Origin of the sequence: Desulfoscipio sp. XC116, from assembly GCF_039851975.1 — a bacterium.
GTDB lineage: Bacteria > Bacillota > Desulfotomaculia > Desulfotomaculales > Desulfallaceae > Sporotomaculum.
Genome location: NZ_CP156660.1, coordinates 3,133,510 through 3,151,984, shown reverse-complemented (window position 1 = coordinate 3,151,984; position 18,475 = coordinate 3,133,510). Strand labels below are relative to the sequence as shown.

Sequence of the window (18,475 nt, the reverse complement as noted above, 5' to 3'; positions counted from 1 at the left end):
AAAGCAATAATTTACATTTTTGAACTTTTGCTGGATGAAATGAACTGCTCATTATGTTTAAATATACCAAGTCTTAGAGAACGTTAAGTTTCCAGTTATCCATATAAGCTAATAATGGAAATCTAAACTGCTATTTATAAATTTACCATTGTTTGTATAGCAAGGAGCATGAGGTAAAATGGAAAAACGCTTTAAATTATATCTCCCTGATAGCAATTGCTCCTATTTATCCGAAGAAAAAGAAAAACAGAGGTCGCAGGAAATGCGCCTTGCCCATGCTGCGGATTTATTACGATTCCAAACGGTGGGGATGCTCTTGCTTACATCTGCCCTGTTTGCTTTTGGGAAATTGATTTATTTATTCAGTCGGAAAAGGAGCCAAGCGACCAAAATCATGGATTGTCTTTATCCCAAGCAAGAAAGAACTATGTAAAATACGGTTCCGTAATGCCTGAACTGAAGGTTTATTGTAGAAGCCCCAAAGAGACTGAGTTTCCAAGAAAATGAGCATTATGGGGTGTTAAAATATTTTGATTGTGTTTCACATTTATTCATATACAGCTAATAATGTTCATCCCGGTCAAGTACGGATTATATCGCTAGCACATAACTTAGAACTTCTGCAAGGGGCATAAAAGGTATGAACAAAAAAGAAATAATGGTTCTGGTTAAAGGAAAAGATAAAACCGAAGAAATAAATAGTATCGATTATGACCTCAAAAATAAGAAGGTGAAAATTACTTATCGAGGAATAAGTACCATCTACCCATATAATAAAAATAATGTGGTTGTTATTAATAAACCGAAAGTAATTGAACTAGACGGACAAGTTGCTTATGTGGAAGGCATGCCTGTCTATGATCCGCAGCTTATTCTTGATTTTCGGGAACGTATCCGAATTATCCGATATAACGGTGAATCCCTTACAGTAAGGCCACAATCATTCTCGCTAGTCAAGAATGGAGCCGCTGACCAGGATGCCCAACAAATACTGGCCTATCTAAGGGATATCTCTCAATATACGTCAGACAACCCGGAAGAAGAGGCTTTTTTGAAACGGGAAATGGAGCACCTTACTTTTGTTCATCCGGAAAGTGTACTGAGCCGTTACCTGAACCGTCAGGCGATTGATCTGCAAACTCCCGACACCGACAATATCATCTTTCCGTTCAGTTTTAACCTCAGCCAGAAGGCTGCACTGGAGAATGCCCTTACAAGCTCTATTTCAGTTATCAAAGGACCGCCCGGCACCGGCAAAACCCAGACAATCCTGAATATTATCGCAAACCTCGTAGCGGTTCAAGGAAAAAGCGTAGCGGTTGTATCTAACAATAATGAGGCAGTTAAGAACGTCATTGAAAAGATGGCAAAGCAGGGTTACGGCTTCCTAACGGCCTTGCTAGGCAAAAGTAGCAATCAGGATACCTTTTTTGCCAATATGCCCGTAGCCCGGGTGGACGGATGGGATTGCGAAGAAGATAAGGAAGAGTTGATTCAGCGGATTGAAGCCCTGAACATTAAGCTGAACCGGTTATTGAGGGTAGACCGGAAACGGGCGCAACTTTGGCAGGAGCTGCGGGCCTGGCAATTGGAACAGGAGCATTTTGAGGAATACTATGCCAGACAGGATGTCCAGAAAATTGGCAAGCTTCCCCTGTTCAGGGCAACTCCGGACCGAATCATTTCTTTCCTGGCTGAAACTTCTTTTGTGAAAGAACGGAATCAAACCAACAGGCTTCTATATAAGTTGAAGCTGCTCTTTAAATATGGAGTGTTTGATCATAAAAGGCTGCAGCAGCAAGAATTGTCTATTTTGTTGTCACTTCAGAGGGAATTTTACCGGCAGCAGACCCGGCAGTTGGAAAACGAAATAGCTGTCCAGGAAAGCCAACTGGACAGCGCCTCCTTTGATGCACTGCTCGAAAAGCACCAGCAGTATTCTGAAAGGTTGTTCCGTAAGTGTCTGTATCAAAGCCACAGCGGGCTGCCGGAGCCTGACTTTACCAGAAAAAGTTTCAAGGTGAGGTTCCAGGAGTTTATCAAGACATTCCCTGTCATCCTTAGTACAACCCACGCATTGCGCCGGTCTATTCCACAGAATTACCTGCTGGATTATGTTGTTATCGATGAGGCTTCTCAGGTGGATATTCTCACCGGCACACTGGCCTTTTCCTGCTGCCGGAATGTAATTATTGTAGGAGATGTGAAGCAACTTCCCCAGATTACCGACGAAAAAATTGAACCAATGCTGAAAACATCGCCGCCTAATCCTGTATATAACTATTTTCGTCACAATATCCTGTCATCTATTATTAGCCTCTATGGAAGCAGCCTTCCCTGCGAAATCCTGCGGGAGCATTACCGCTGCCATCCCCAAATCATTGAGTTCTGCAACCAGAAATATTATGACGGAGAGTTGATTCCATATACCAACTCGAACCTGTCGGAGTGCCCCCTGGCGCTTTACAAAACCGCTAAAGGAAACCATCTGCGACGGGTTACAGAGGGTGAAAAAAAGGGGAACTATAACCAGCGGGAGCTTGATGTTACAGTTGAGGAAATCCTGAAAAATCCCGTTCTTGCGGAGAACCGCGAGAATGTCGGCTTTGTTACCCCTTACCGAAAACAGGCCAACAAGGCGGAGCAACTGCTACCCGACGGCATCGAAAGCGATACGGTACATAAATACCAGGGCCGGGAAAAGGACGTTATGATTATGTCCACCGTACTGGACAGCACTCGGGACGGCCAGATGAGACTTAAATTTGTGGATGACCCGCAGATGGTCAATGTGGCTGTTTCCCGAGCTATAAGACAGTTTGTGCTGGTAACGGATCACGACCTCTTTTTCAAGAAAGGCAAGGATATTGGCGATTTGATTCGCTACATCAAGTACAGCACCCTTGACGAGAACGTGATTGAGAGCAATATCGTATCGGTCTTCGACCTGCTTTACCGGCAGTATTCCAGCAAGTTAATCCCGCTGAAAGCAAAGATGAATAAAAGTGCCCGGTATCAGTCGGAAGAAGCTCTTCGTGTGCTTCTGGAGGAGATTCTTGCGGAGCCGCAATATAACCGGTACAGCTATGTGCAAGGGATGCTGCTGCGGAACCTGTTGAACACCGTGGATTTGCTTACCACTGAAGAGGTGAAGTTGGTCAACAACAGAGCATCGCTGGATTTTGTTGTGTACTATAAGCAGGACAAGGCCTGTGTCCTTGTGGTTGAAGTAGACGGCTTTGCCTTTCATGAAAACAATCCGGATCAGCAGCGCCGTGACGCGCTGAAGGATGCAATTCTAGCGAAATACGGAGTGCCAATGCTGCGGCTTCCTACCAATGGCAGTAGGGAGCGGGAAAAGATACAGAGAGTTTTGAGTGAACAGTAAGTAAGGCAAATCGCAGCTGGAAATAAGGCTAATAACACGTAGTTCGTGCAAGCAGTAATTATAGCAATAATGCGAAATCATTAAATAGGTGAAATTAATTATGAGGAGTTGTAGTTATGGGCGGACAAGAAGGAAGTCGTGGATACATATATCAAGGAATAATCTCAATTTTTAATGCTTGTACAGAAAACGATTGGCATGAAATATCTGTTGAATATACAACTCCGAATGATAAAGTTGATATTGCACTTATAGATGACGATGGCTCTGTTCTTAGGGCAATACAAGTCAAATCGTCAGTTAATCTCTTTTCTAAAGATGACATTTGGGGTTGGCTCATAAGTCTAATAAATGATGTCCCCTCTAAAGTATATCAATTAATTCTCATTGGTAACTGTCAAGAACCAGCTAATACCTTTATCAAATCAGTTGACAAATATTATGCAAATAAAATGGATAAGGAAGCTACTTCCAGCATAAATGGATTTGAGAAATATCTTAACGCTAAAACCATAAATATCATATTGATGCCGTTTGACGAAAATCATCTAATGGGTGTAATAAGGGATTCATTAAATCGTTTCATCTCTTTAAGGGACTACGATATAGATTATCCTACTTTGGAAGTGATTGCTTATGCATTACTATCTTTTCATATGTTCTTGGGAACTAAAGGTAAAACTGTAAGTAAAGATGAATATGAAAAAAAGATTATCGGATGGTTAAAGGAAAAAGATTATAAAAATATCAATGATAATAACATGCAAACGATTAAGACATGGACTCGTTCGGATACAGGAAAAGTTGTTACACCAAATGAGCTAATTAAGCAAGGCAATACCATGCTCCAAATAGATGGCGATGAAGCCCGTTGCGAAACTAAAACTCCTGACGGCAAAATCATGTATGCTGAATTCGACATTAATAGTAATGGGGTAAAAAATATTGTAATCGAAGGTTATCCGCAGGAGTACTCTCTCGATATTCCTCAAAGTGTTATCGTGAATAAGCAAGAGGGTGTAACGATTATTCAAGGTGTCGAGTATCATGCAAAAAAATACGTTCTCAAGTTTGGTGGTTATTTGAACGCCATATATGATGAAGTAAGCGGAAAAATGCAAGATGTCTCTGCAAAAGCGCCTGCCGGAATGAGCGTATTTTTGGATGAAACAAATAAATTAGTACGCATCGTTGACAAGAGTGACGTTACAATCGAACCCATGGATAAAGAATAATCATTTTTGCCGACTTCGCTTAATGTTTATAACTGACTAACTCTGTCGCGTTGCGAACTGCACATTATCCATATAATGTAACTAAAAGCGGACATCCTATTATGAAAATCATCCTAATTTGGCAGTAATTATAAATACACCACTAAAAAAGCATTAATATTAATGTTATAATCAAAGGAAATTGTTAGCTTTAACTTCTGAAAAGGCATGATTTATTAATGGAAAGAACGCTGCTGGAACTATTACTTTTGACATTTATCATTCATTTGATAGATACTCTGGCTTATTCGGTTAGATTGAACTCAGTTAAAAGCGGGCGAGTAGCCTTGTCGTTTTCTCTTTTTAACGTGTTCGTTCTAATTTCCCGAACCGCCAATACATTTCAGGCCCCGCTCATCGGGGGTATTATTGGAACAAGTATTTTACATGGCCTGGATCCCCTTGCCGATATGCGCAAAGTAATCTTTGCTTCAACAATAGGTACATTAGTCGGGATATTATTTATCCCAACCTTTCTTAGGGTATTTGAAGTGGCTGTTAGACGATTAGAGGTAAATGGTTCTGTTCCATCCCTGGTCGTGGAAGCATTGCAGGTAAACAATATCAGGCAAATTGTAAGGCGTGCTGCCAGACCTACAAAGAAAATGCTGGAAAGGCTGAGATATCGGGAAATCCCCAAAAGATTACTTATTTTAAACGCCCTGGTTACAGGAATTTATACTATAGGTGTACTTGCTGCCAATTATTCAGCGTTATTGGTCGCCGAGCAGCATCGTTTAGCGGCTGCGGGATCATCGGGCATGATTAACGGAATTGCCGCGATCTTGCTGACCTTATTCATTGACCCAAAGTCTGCAATTATTACGGATCAGGCGCTAAGGGAAAAAAGACCGTACGAGGATGTAAAAGCCCTGGTAGTCTTACTCATCACAACTAAAATTATAGGAACATTATTGGGACAGGTGATTTTTTTGCCGGCTGCGAAAATCATAGCAAGTTTTTATAACTAATCACTTTCATTTATACACACCGCACTAGCCTGAGAGATGCTGTCTGCAATGAAAAATAATTGGCTATCTGTGTTTTTGGCGGTGGTTGCGCTGATGGCAAGGATATTAGTATTGATGGCTAACCGCCATAACACTAAGAGAAAACCACTTTGGGATACCGTAAAATATGAGAACTATAGCGAGTCAGCTCGTTAATCTAAGAGGAAACAACAATATGAATATAAAACGTCCACAAATATCAAAAGAACTCATTCAGATTGATGATTTTTCTTCCTATACTCAGGACTTTTTATTGGAAGAGTTGCCAATATCGGGTATTAAAATTTGTGAAGAACAAATTGAAGGGTCAGGATTTTTTAAAATAGAAATCCGCAAGAGCATTTTTGAGAATTGCACTTTTCATAATTGCAACTTTGAAAAAGCAAGTTTTGTTGATGTTGTATTTCAATCTTGCGATTTGTCAAACAGTAAATTTGCAGGAGTCTATTTTGAACGATGCCGGTTTGTATCCTGTAAATGTATTGGCGTGGATATGAGCGATACGGTTGTTAAGCAAACAACCTTTGAGCAATCAAATTTTCGGTTTTCATATTTCGATAAAACGAAAATAACTGATGTCTTATTTGATCACATTGATTTTACTGAATCGTCTATGGTTGAAGCAAAGCTAAAACGATTTGTTGCAGAGGATTCAATATTTGTGAAGAATAACTTTTGCAAAACGATGTTGGCAAAAGTAGATTTTACCAGTAATGAGCTTGTTGCACCGATGGTATCCACTCCTCCCATTGAGCTAAAAGGAGCTATTATCAATATGTTTCAGGCAGCAAATTTGATTAGCCTTTGGGGTGTCGTTGTTAAGTAGCAATGAAACGGTTACAGCAAAAGCCACCGGCTTGCAGGTATCGATTCCTGAAATGGCCGGTGGCTTATTGGGCAATGGGGGTTTTAATTATCCAGCAGTGCCAGTACATCCGGAAAAGGTTCCAGGGCTCTGCGCAAAATGCCCAGCATATAAGCAATTATTACCCCGTAATTAACAATGGGCACTCCCGCGGCGCTGGCTTCCATCATTCGAGATAGCATTTCACGTCTATTGATCATGCAGGCACCGCAGTGGACTATCAGCTTGTAGCTCTCCAGGTCGGAGGGCATTTCAATGCCGCTGGACCAGTGAAAATCAAGCTCGCCGCCTACTGACTGGCGCAGCCAGCGGGGTATCTTGACCGTGCCTATATCATCGGCCACCTGGTGGTTTAGTGAGGGACTGTCCCTTTTTGGTAGCTGTTGGAAATGGCGTAAGCCAGGCCCAACAGCTACCCGAGCATATAAGTACCTTTACTATATTTTCAACCAGCTGCCGGGTGTAGAGTTCGGCCAATATCCTGAACTCCTGGAGGATTTTCTGCCATGGAGTCCGGAAGTTCAGGTCGCTTGCAAATAGAGCTAAAAACCAGTTCATGACATGGTTTTTGGCTTTTTTCTATACACGTTGTAATTTGACGCTTACTTTTTGTTTATACAAAACTGCGTATAATGTTCGCACAAATGTATTGACAAATGCTGCACAGGCTGTTAATCTCAATCTTGAGGTGATAAATAATGGAAATAAAGTTGGATAGTCTTATTTCGTTTGACAAGATAAGAGTGGATGCAGATTCGGTGTTTGAAATGGTTGAAAAAAACGGGAAGGTAGTGCTGCTCAAAGACAATCAACCTGTTTATATTATCCTGAAATATGGGGCTAATATGGTCAATTATGAACAGGAATCTAATATGGAGACACCAAAATATACTCTGCAGGAAGCGATGAAAATTGTACTTTTAGAAGCGGAAGAACATACAATGCATGCTGCTGCTCTTGCCGACGAGATTTCTAATAGAGGATTATACCGACAGAAAAATGGCGGCAAGGTTCAGTATAATCAAATAAGGGCACGATGCGGACATTATCCGGAGTTGTTTGAAGCCTTGCCGGGAAATATCATTAAATTGAAAAAGTTTGAGAAGTCTCCAGGCGAAGGGGGGCTTCAAGAGTAAATGCATGACGGCTATTTAAATATATTTTTGAACAATGGTGAAATCGTCGTTTCCGATATTGCAGACGATAGAGGAATTCATGAGAGAGTGATACACCAGCAGCAAAAAATTGTTCAGTACAAAACAAAAACACTGATTTATTCTCTTGAAGAAAACGATATACCACCAGAAATGCAAAATAAAACTCCATGGATTAAAAAGAAGACTGCTTCGCAACTTAAAAACTGGTCAGGTTCCGAGTCAAGCGGCTTGGCATTTTTTCATCAGACTAATAAGTGGGTAACCCTGGGTATTCTTATCCAGGTTAATGAATTTACTGACCGGGGAATTAACCTTAAAAATACATATTATGTTCCGGGTTTCAATTTGCTGAATTACTGGAAAACTCAAGCGCGGGAAAATGAAGAGCAAAATAAGAAATTTATAAAAGCGTTTACCGAAATTCTGAACAACCTGACCAACCCTTATGGGCATGTGGGTTTTGAAATATTGAGGCAATGGCTTTTGAAGCAAGTCAACGAACGAGAAATTGCAATTAAACGTATAGATTTTTTCCTTTCTGTTCTCATAACCGCTTCTAAAGCACCTTTTTTTGATTGGAAAGAGATCGGGACAAACTCTTATTTTAAAGAAAAAGTTCATGCCGCGTCAAAAATGTTTGATGGAAACATGGTTGCATTGTTGGAAGAACTGGAAGAAATTATAGGCGACCCCGTCAGCAGTATCCACCTGACAACACGGCCGGGAAACAGGGATATCATACTGGCTGTCCAGTGCCGGTTGGCTTTTACATTTGGTATGTATAACTATGAAAAAGCTCCTGTTTTATCTAAAGTGACTGACGAAGAAGTGCATGATCTGCAATCAATAGACGCCAAGAATATCAGAACTATTTTTGCTGCTGAGAACAGAGCGGTCGTTCGAAAGCTGATTAAACATATACCCTATGAACAGAGGGCTCATATTGGCATCGTTGGGTTTGACGGGCAAGTACGCTCTGCTGTTTATGATTTGCTGCGTCATTTCAAAAATGCGGGTGTCGGTCAAATTATTATTTGGAGCGACTATGACAGGGCTGCAATCGCTATGGTTGAAAAACTTTATGCTTTGGGATTTGAACAGTTTAAGTTCGTTGCCAAAAAACAAGGAACGCTCTTCCTGGTTTCCTATGCGGAAGGCTTAAAGCAATTAAAAGAATTGACCGGTACAAACCACTTAACGGAGCAAGAAGATTTTTTATGGGATTTTGATTTGTTAGAGGCAATTGTTTTGGAGGGAAACGCCAATGATTGAGCCTATTCCATTCTTGCCTAACTCAGAGGGTGATACCGATATTTTGGGGCGCAGTCTTAATGAACTGTCACACTTGAGCCGGGTTTTATCGTTTCTGGTGCGCGAAACCAACCAGTATAATCTTCAACTAGACTTTTTGCTTTTGGTTCATTTAGCTCTTCAAACCGCTTTCGATCCGGATGAGCGGCTGGACACAGAAGATCAGTTGGCCAATCGCTTAAGAAATCGTTTTAAACGTCCCATCACTGACGAATTTGTCCAGCAGGTCCTTTATCAAATGCGTTCCGCAGGATGGGTTGATAAAACAAAGCAGGACGGAATTAGGATCACCAATGCAGGAATCCGCATGGGTACGCTGCTTTTAGATATGGTGCAAAGAAACTATGTATATCATGAAAAGGATGACTTGCAAAAAGAGATTTTTATCGCCGAGTTATCTTCGTTAAACCTTGAAACGAGTCGCAAGTTAAGATTGGACAGTATGCCAAACTTCCTGCAATTATTAAACTCGGTTCACCGCATGACCGAGCTCGTTCAGCGCAATATACCCTATTATATCCAAAAGGAAAATGCCCTTGAGGAAATTAGTAAGCTTAAAGATTTGATCCTTGAATCTGTCCATAAAATTGAAGATTATACCAGAGAAGAGACCATAACGGAAAAGCTCGATGATTTTCGCCTGAGAAATCATTATATTGAGGGAATTATCCAAAAAGCTATTCTGATTGGCCAAGAAGGGTTAGGAGAAGTCGCCAAAGCGATAAGTATCGCGGCCTTGCAAGTCTGGACTGCAAGTATATCCAGAGAAAAGTTCAGCATAGCCTTGCGGGAAAAGATCAAGTCGGCCGTTCAACATGAATATTACGAAGAAAGCGAAATCCAATCGGCTTATGAAATCATGATCCAAATGGAAACAGAGGATAAACCTGTAGCTTATTTGCCGGCGAAGATATTTGGCGGGATATCGCCGAATGATGTATGGCAGGCGATCGAAGACGGTGAACGAGGTGATTTCGGATTTGATTTTACACCGAATAAAAGATTGGATATTCTGCATACGGAAATTGAAAACACTGCTCCTGAATATGCCGATATGAAAGAAATTGCCCAAATAGAAGGACAATACAATCCAAATACAGCAGGAGACAGCAGTTACCTTCAAGAGTTTGAAGAAGTGCTTGAGATGGGAGTTCTAAATGCCGGACGAGAGGAAACGATTAAAGACTGGATTTACCTTTTTGAGAAGCCGGATCGTCTGAAAGCGGTAACCTTTATGGACCTTGTCTCTTATCTATCAACACTAATGCCCAGTTATTTTAACCTTTTAAAAACGGGGACCTCAAAAACTAAACAAATCGGTAACTGGGAGTTCCTAACCGTAAAAGGTGCCAGTAATTTATTGAGCGGAGATGAACTTGTACGCTTCCCCCAATTAGATGAACTGGAAGCAGGCAACACGTTAGGAGAATTAAGAGGATTAGTCAGGAGTGAAGAAAATGGAACAAACAACAGGTAATAGCGTTTCGTTACTTCCCAAATATAAAAATGCTATTCAGTTACTTGCCGCCAGTTCGAGCATTATTTTAAGGCGGGACTGGATTGGACTGACAAGAGATGGATTAAAAAGAGCCCTTGACGCCAGAAGTGATCAGGAAATTAAAGATTTTATAGCGATCAGTAATATGCGTCTGGAACAAGAAACCATACCGGCTAAGATTATTTATGATGACATTATTAATCGTTACGTTTATGTCCAGACGGTTCATCCCATCATTTTGACAGATCGCTTAAAAACTGCACCCATCCTGCTTTTTTTGCTGATGTATTACAACCAGATCACGCTTGGGCACCCTTCCACCAGTGTCCGTGAGTTGCTTGAAGTTATCGACTCTTCCGTAACAGACAGACCGGATCAAAAGATTGTCAGCATATTGCAACCCTTAATAGACTATTGCCTGATAAAAGAAGACAAGGAAACGCAAAGTTATAAGATAACCCGTATCGGTGAAGCGTTTATGACACCGATTTTACTTAAACGACTTACTGACGTGACCATGTCGCAAAACTATTCGCTGGATGTTGTTTTGGAATTTTTCAGAAAAGAAGTTCCCAATCCTAAACCGCAAGCACTGTTCTAGAGAGGGGGTATTAGTCGATGCTTTATCCTATTGAGTTGACGTTTGAAAATGCCCGGGAATTCAAGAAGCAATCGGTTTATTTTGCCAATCCCCAAGGGTTTGAAACTATTTCTGAAATCGCCAACCATTATAAGGACAACGTCCTTATTGGCGGTCTGAATGGTACGGGAAAGTCCACAATTGCGGCTGTGTTTATTTGTATTCTCAACGCTGATGTCAATGAAGCGGATCCAGTTGATCTAATCTCTTCAAGTCAAGCGTATTCTGATGAGAACCCCTGGCTCTTCAAAGGACGCTTGATCTTTTATAATGACGGGTCACTGGAAGATAATAAGATGTTTATCGAGATTAACGCTCGCTTTGAGGGAATTACAGAACATGAAAAACCTAAAATACGTTCCAAGTATTTTACAATTAAAGAATCGGATTCAATCGAAGGATTAAAGACTGTCCGCGAGTATGTGTATAGTAATAAAAATGATAAGTACGGTAAATTGGATGAGTATAGGAAACAAATCGAGGCTTTGGGCATATCTCCGGACAAATATCTTTTGTATTGGAAACAAGGGGAGACCAGTAAATTTACCCAGATTAAAGATGTTGAGCGCTTCAACCAATTCGCACGGATGATGGGTATTGAAGAAAGCATTACGAACCTTGATCGGATGATCCAGCAACAAGCCGAGAAAGAGAAGGATGTTGTAACTGTTTCGAATAACTGTTTACAATTGGAACTCGATCTCAGGAATAAAGAAATTGACAAGAAGGAGAAGGAACGGCGTGATGAGGAACTCATGGCCGGCTCCGCTGATTTTGTCGGTAAATTATATGCGCTCATTGACTACAATACAAAAACATTGGAAGGCATCAAAGTCAAGATTTCGGTAAATGACCAGACCCTAAATGAACAGAATGTCCAAAGAGCTCAAGTCGAAGAAGAATTGAATGCTATTCTGAAGCAGAAGGAAACAATTCAGACTGAGTCCGACCAGTGTATATCCCAAATACAGGAAGTCAATGAGCAAATGGTGAGCGTAAGCCAAGCAGTATCGAATCTTGAACATGAAATTGACGAAGGCAAGAGTAAGTATCATCAAATTAAAGAATTTCTCGATATTCTTAAGCAAAAGGAACTTGGCGTTGAAGAATTGCAAAGACTGATCGAAAAACTGCAATCAGACTTAGTAACGACTAAACTAGCGATTCAACAAAACGAATTAGAGTCAACCAATAAGGAAAAGGCTAAGAAAGAATATGAAGAAAAAGTCGCAGCTTTAGAGTCGGAGAAAGAAGAACTTGAACGGAAAATTGCCCGCGCCCAATCCATCCTGGAAGAAAACCCGGACGCAGCTACTCTTCTGGAATGGATTGAAGGTATTGTATGGGATATTGAAGATAAAAGAGAAGTACTTTCCAATAGGGAGAACGATAGATTAAGACTTGAAAAGGAACTAACCTTAATTGCCCGGGCCCTTGGTTTTCATGAAAAGGTATTGGAAAAGGATACTGAAAGTTTACAAAAGGATATCACGCAGGAAGAAACCCAGATTAAGCAATGCCGCGATGATCTCCAAGAGTTAGACCGGGACAAGATTATCTTGGAAAATGAATTATCTAAGGAATCTGCCGAACAATTGCGTGCCGCTATCTCGTTCCTTACCAATGAAAATGAGAATCTTAATGTCAAGGAAAAGGGTTATCAAGAAATTATTGAGCAGAATGGCCCAACGGTAGTCGGTTTATATCACAGTATACAGAAAACGGGCGAAGAATTAGCAAGGCAAATACGAGAGATCGAAGACGGCCTTCAGCAAGTAAAAACACAAGTTGATATGACCCAGCAGTCGATGGACGATCTTTATGCCGAGCAAAAAAAAGCGCAAGCAAAGTTAGAAAAATACCCTCTGGGTTCAGCGGAATATGCGCAAAAGATCAAAGAATCCCGCCAAATAGAAAATGAGTTGAATTTGGAAACGGAACGGGTAAATCAACAAATCGTTGAGTTTAAAGATCAACTTGAAACAATTGACCAAGGAATATTTGACTCTTCCCAACGGGAGTCGATGGCTAAACAGGGTTTTGAAACCTATGCTTTTCAAGATGTGTTCGAATTTAAGGATAGTGAACTTAATCAAGAGAAAGAGAAGAATTTATCCCTCTTAAAATATACCATCCTGGTTGAGGCGGATGAAAAGGATTTGCTTCCTTTTTCCGGGCACTATCATGTTCCATTGAATGAGTATGCCTCGGACAATTCTCTAGAGCCTTTACCATTTGGCCTTTCGTTCAAAAACAATATTAATCCCGCGAATGCCAAGAAAGCAGTTTCCTGGTTGCGGCAAATCAGCGGGTACCTCAGTGATAACGGACTTATTAAAGATAACATCGGAATAAGAGGGTATGATCCTGACAAGGTAAGTTATTTTCTGAGTACTGCCGCCAGAGAATATACCAGGACTATTTTGCAGGCAAAAATCAGTACAGCAGAAGCAAGAACCATCGAATTAAGTGCTCGGTACTCTAAACAAGAAGAAATCACAGCAATGCTTGAAGCCCAAAAGCATGATCTTGATAATTTACTTTCCAAACTAAGCGAATTAACAGAAAAAACCGCTCAATTAAGAAAAAATCTTGAAGAGTATCGTAAGAACGAAGATGCTTTTCAGGTGGAGGAAACAAAATGCCGCGGGTTCCAAGAAATAATCAATTCAGTTAAAGATGTATTTAAAGAAGCGTATGATCAACAAAATCCAACCTTATCATTTGAATTAAATGAGATCCTTACAAAAGCGACAGAGTTAAAAGAGCAGATTGAGTTGTTGGAAAGCAGCAAAAAACTGCAGATAGAGACAAAGAGTAAGATCGAAGCTAACATTGCCCAAACATCTAAACTGGAATCAAGATTAGCGGACTACAAGTTAAATCAAGAAAAACTGGAGAAAGTCAATTCAGATATTCAAGTTTGGCTTGGGTTGTTGGCGCAGGAGGAAGACAAGCTGGCAACTCTTAAGCAAGCCTATGAAGCAAAGAATAAGCTTTTAAGTAGCTTTGAGCAATGGAACAATGAATTTGACAGATACTTTTCCCGGCAAACTTTTTATCTTGAAATCGAGAATTCTTTGCTGGAAGATGAAGGCGTTTTATCTCTGGAGGAAACTCAGGCCAAGTCAGAAAATCTATATCTTTATGAGCAGCAGCTTAACGCAATTCTGACTGATAGTGGTAACCTAACTAAGGAAATTGAAAATCTCAGACTTGAAAAGTCGCGGCGGGAAGAGCAACGCGTTAAAGTTGTAGACGCTCAAAAAGTAATTGATCGTATGCCTGAAAAGAAGCAACTGGTAGAGTCCATTACAGAGCTGCGCAATCAGGCCAATAACTGTTCAATCGATATTGGAGTCTTGAAAAAGAAGATCAATGAGCTAAAGGAAAATCAGGAGAAATTTCAAAGGAGTTTAGAACAATACCAGGAATATTTTAACAAGCACCAGGAAATTGATTTTGAATTTTTAAATCAATATGAGCTTGCACTTGAAAGATTAAAGGTGGAACGGGAGAAACATCGTAAGCTGCTGCAAGAATTCCATAATCTGGCCATTAAGCAAGACGAGTATCGTCAACAGCTTGAACAAATCCAACTCAGAATTGCCCCGGTTGAAAAGGAATTAAAAGAGATAGACGGTGTTATTCAAAAACTAAACGAGGATAATAATCTTTTAGCGAAGCAATTAGAGGAGCTTAAAAAAGATGTTACGCCGACTCTGGACGATGAATACGATTACCGGCGCCTTAGTGAAGATAACTTTTCGCAGATTACGTTAGGAGATTGTTTGCCGATTTTTCGTCTTCTGTATAATGGCAAGTTTTATGAAGCTGTTCAACAAGAGTATATGCCAGGCTTCGATGTGTTTATGGAATTACTCAACCTTGAAAGTCAGGAAATTATTGAAGAACAAAAATATACTCAGGGCCGTCTGGTTATTAATCACTCATTAAAGCAATTGCGCATTCTGACAATGAGGCCAATTAAAGAGTCCGCAGTCAAAGACTATGAAATTCTAAAACTAGAGTTTGAGAAGAATATGAGTGACAAACAACGGCTTGAGGAGGAACTTGCCTCTTTCCGAAATATCGTTGAGTCCGATTATAGAACGGTTGAAGGTATCATTACCAGTTCTATCCGGGCAATTTCTGAAAGACTGAATGAAGTTTTCGTTCCTATGAACTACACGGTTCAACTCGAATATCGCAATAAAGAAGAGGGCGGTGGCCATCGCCGTCTGGTAATGTGGTTTAAAAAGACCCATGAACAACAGATGAGGGTGGTGACCGAGCGTGGTGGTTTATCCGGCGGTGAACACGCCATTGTATCGCTTATGATGATGTATTCTATTCTTAGCGTGAAAGAAGAAAAGAAAATGGAAGGTAAGAGCGGTGGATATTTACTGCTTGATGAATGGGATGCCAATCTGGACCCCTTAAAAGCGCAAACTGTATTTCAGGTTTTGAAAAAACTCAGGAAGAAAATTATCAGTATTACGCCAAGGAGTAGTTCCCGTAACTATCTCAGTGAGTTTGGCTTGCTTTTACGAGTAATTAATACACCTAACCGGCACGGCATCGTAGTACTTAAAGAACGCAACAAAGAAGTACTTGATGAATTCTTTGCTGAACTTGAAGCAGAAGAGAAAAAAACGGATAAAGTTTTAGCGTAGATATTGGGCCAGATGGAACAACTGTAGTCAAAATAGCACTGTCCGCCAAGGCCCCACCAGGCTCAAGCGGCATCTTTTTTATCTCCTCAAGGCATACAGAAACGGTTTGCTTGCTTGAGTGAGGGAAAAGCATTGATAGAAAAGGGGTTTGGGCGAGTTTGCCACGCCCAGAAGTATTGAGACCTTTGAGAAGATAAAAAAGATGATATTGGTTTTTTTGATAGGAAAAAATAAGTATTTTGAGGATTGAAAATAAAGATTTGCAAGTGCTTCGGAGAAGCGTATTATTATGCTAACTCCCGGAGTAAATTTTGTTCGGTGAAATGTCTGAATTATTATAATGTGAAGGTGTTTCGGGGGCGGCAGTAAGAAAGAAAAAGTACGTTTGTGAGCAGTAGCATACTGCCGAAATGCCTAGTGTCTGATAGTGAGTTGGTGCCATGCTTTACTCCATTTGCTAAGCAAAGTTAAATGTAGTATTGTTAATATATCATTGAGAACAGGAGGTACAAAAAGATGGGTAAAACTGAATTTCGCTGGAATCAACACAAACTTAATCTTGAAATTCAGGAGGAGGCACATCTTTATTGCTGAATGTTTATCTTATACTCTGAGATCTAATCAACAAATTCAGGATTAAAGGCGAAGATGTTCTCTGTCGTCTTTTTTTTATGCCCTCCTCCGCAGATTGTTAGAAAAGGAGTTAGGGCTAATGAATTTAATATTTGAGGGATTATACAAGAGTTACCATGACAAGATGGTACTTTCCAACATCAGCGGTGGAATCAGCAATGGTGAGAAGATTGGCCTTATTGGCAGCAATGGCATAGGGAAAACAATACTGTCCAAAATTTTAGCAGGTATAGACATTACGGATAAAGGCCATATTGAGTACACGCCACGTAACGCGTTAATCATCTATTTACAGCAATCCCCGGATTTTCAGCCGGGCGCGTCTGTGTATGAAGAATTATATCAAGCGGTTAGTAAAAATTACGGCAGCAATGAATCAGTTGACACCATTGTAAAGAAATCGCTCAATCAAATGGAAATCTCCGAATCTTTCTGGGAGAAGCAAGCAACGAGTTTAAGCGGCGGAGAAAAAACAAAACTTATGCTCTGTAAAGTTCTTACCAGAGATTTTGACTTATTAATTCTCGATGAGCCTACCAACCATTTGGATCCGGATAGTGCCGCGTCACTGGAAAAGACGATTAAACGAATTAAACAATCCGTTTTAATCATATCGCATAACAGATACCTGTTGGATCAGGTAGCGGATCGCATATGGGAATTAACTGCCGTGGGTTTAAAATCCTATAAAGGCAATTATTCTGCCTATAAAGTACAAAAGGAAAATGAAGATAAACATTTTGCCAAGGAATATGAAAAGCAGCAATTGCGGATTGAACAATTAAATCAGGTTATTCGCAAGAGAAGAAACTGGCTGGCAAGCGCCCAGAAAAGTTCCGATTATAAAAATGCTGCCAGAACGCAAGCCAGTGCCTTAAAGGCCAAAGAGAAAGAACTTGCGCGTTTATTAAATAATAAAATAGAAAAACCGTTACAAATTCCACTGCCGGCTTTTGACTTTATTAACAAATCTCATGGTCAGAGTAATAAGCTGTCCCCTGTTATCATACGGGGAAACCAGATATCCAAGGCCTATGGAGATCAGGTCGTGTTAGAGGACCTGTCTTTTGCGATCGGCAGGGGAGATAAAATAGCCCTATTAGGTGATAACGGAGCAGGCAAAACAACGCTCTTGAAAATAATTTGCGGTATTGACCAATGTTTTCAAGGTGAATTATCCTTAGATCCGGCACTTAAAATTGGATACTTTTCACAAGGATTTGAGGAACTTAACGCTGATGAAACTATTCTTGATAATGTTGGGACAGCAAATAAATCAATAGAAGATACAAGGACCCTTCTTGCCTGTCTTCTCTTCAGGAAAAATGATGTTTTTAAGAAGATAAAGCAGTTGAGTATGGGAGAAAAATCTCGGGTAGCATTTGCCAGGTTAATCTTATCAGGTGCCAATTTCCTTGTTTTAGATGAACCTACAAATTATTTAGATATATATGCCAAGGAAAAAATTGAAGCAGTTTTGGAGCTATATGCAGGCGGAATCCTGTTTGTTTCCCATGATATTTATTTTGTACAAAGGATTGCGGCCAAAATTATGCTGATTGAGCACGGTTCGCTTAAGCTTTACAACGGGAATTATGATTATTACCTGAGCAAGAGAAAAAATGAATATAGCGGAAATACCCGAGAGATAGATTTAAAAAACATTCGCACCCGTATTCTTAAGCTTGAATGTGACCTGGCCTTTATTGGCGGAGAACTCAATGGTAAATTAAGTGATAGCGATAAAAAAATGCTTAATGAAGATTATTTAAGAAAAGCACACGAGTTGAATGAGTTACGGCAACTTTTGTAACACCAAGGCCCAACCAGCTTCCAGCGGCATCTTTTTTGTATCCTAGAAGGCATGTGGAGACGGTTGTATCGCTCTCCCACAAAAAAGCAGACACACATATCAACATAAATGTAGAGTTTGATGATGAGGAAGGACAGATTCCTATTGATAGGATAGTAAAAAAACTGAAAATTTAAATCTTGCAAAAAGTAATATAATGGAAATATTTTG

General features: G+C 40.3%; 11 protein-coding genes and 1 pseudogene. 11 read left to right on the top strand and 1 reads right to left on the bottom strand.

What is annotated here, in order from left to right; translation table 11 throughout:
* The first annotated feature begins 216 nt into the window (after nt 1-216).
* From ABDB91_RS15065 to ABDB91_RS15045, 5 genes are all read left to right on the top strand, one after another.
* Entirely contained in the window at nt 217-507 is a 291-nt protein-coding gene (locus ABDB91_RS15065; protein WP_347488519.1) for a CPCC family cysteine-rich protein, read from the top strand.
* Between the two features lie 133 nt (nt 508-640).
* The gene (locus ABDB91_RS15060) at nt 641-3,388 is read left to right on the top strand and encodes an AAA domain-containing protein (protein WP_347488518.1); all 2,748 of its coding nucleotides are present in this window, start codon (nt 641-643) and stop codon (nt 3,386-3,388) included.
* 116 nt (nt 3,389-3,504) lie between these two features.
* A complete protein-coding gene (locus ABDB91_RS15055; RefSeq protein WP_347488517.1) occupies nt 3,505-4,623 on the top strand; it encodes a hypothetical protein in 1,119 nt (372 codons plus the stop codon).
* Between the two features lie 218 nt (nt 4,624-4,841).
* Entirely contained in the window at nt 4,842-5,633 is a 792-nt protein-coding gene (locus ABDB91_RS15050; RefSeq protein WP_347488516.1) for a lipid II flippase Amj family protein, read from the top strand.
* A gap of 214 nt (nt 5,634-5,847) precedes the next feature.
* Nucleotides 5,848-6,498 (top strand): pentapeptide repeat-containing protein, encoded by a 651-nt coding sequence (locus ABDB91_RS15045; protein WP_347488515.1) that lies wholly within the window; start codon nt 5,848-5,850, stop codon nt 6,496-6,498.
* A gap of 83 nt (nt 6,499-6,581) precedes the next feature.
* On the opposite strand, the pseudogene ABDB91_RS15040 reads toward ABDB91_RS15045, so the two are convergent.
* Nucleotides 6,582-6,890, bottom strand: a pseudogene (locus ABDB91_RS15040) ([FeFe] hydrogenase H-cluster maturation GTPase HydF); the annotation flags it as partial.
* Between the two features lie 345 nt (nt 6,891-7,235).
* Between ABDB91_RS15040 and ABDB91_RS15035 the strand changes: the two are divergent.
* The 6 genes from ABDB91_RS15035 (at nt 7,236) to abc-f (ending at nt 18,265) form a co-directional block, all read left to right on the top strand.
* The gene (locus ABDB91_RS15035; protein WP_347488514.1) at nt 7,236-7,673 is read left to right on the top strand and encodes a hypothetical protein; all 438 of its coding nucleotides are present in this window, start codon (nt 7,236-7,238) and stop codon (nt 7,671-7,673) included.
* Nucleotides 7,674-8,966, top strand: a complete 1,293-nt coding sequence (locus ABDB91_RS15030) for a DUF2399 domain-containing protein (RefSeq protein WP_347488513.1) — start codon at nt 7,674-7,676, stop codon at nt 8,964-8,966. It abuts the gene before it with no gap.
* Nucleotides 8,959-10,482, top strand: a complete 1,524-nt coding sequence (locus tag ABDB91_RS15025; RefSeq protein WP_347488512.1) for a hypothetical protein — start codon at nt 8,959-8,961, stop codon at nt 10,480-10,482. The genes ABDB91_RS15030 and ABDB91_RS15025 overlap by 8 nt, the downstream gene beginning before the upstream one ends.
* Nucleotides 10,463-11,104: a hypothetical protein gene (locus tag ABDB91_RS15020; RefSeq protein ID WP_347488511.1), complete on the top strand. Its 642-nt coding sequence runs from the start codon at nt 10,463-10,465 to the stop codon at nt 11,102-11,104. The genes ABDB91_RS15025 and ABDB91_RS15020 overlap by 20 nt, the downstream gene beginning before the upstream one ends.
* Before the next feature lie 17 nt (nt 11,105-11,121).
* Complete coding sequence (locus tag ABDB91_RS15015; RefSeq protein ID WP_347488510.1) at nt 11,122-15,819, top strand: hypothetical protein; 4,698 nt, start codon at nt 11,122-11,124, stop codon at nt 15,817-15,819.
* Nucleotides 15,820-16,531: 712 nt separating this feature from the next.
* The gene (gene abc-f, locus ABDB91_RS15010; protein ID WP_347488509.1) at nt 16,532-18,265 is read left to right on the top strand and encodes a ribosomal protection-like ABC-F family protein; all 1,734 of its coding nucleotides are present in this window, start codon (nt 16,532-16,534) and stop codon (nt 18,263-18,265) included.
* Nucleotides 18,266-18,475: the final 210 nt, after the last annotated feature.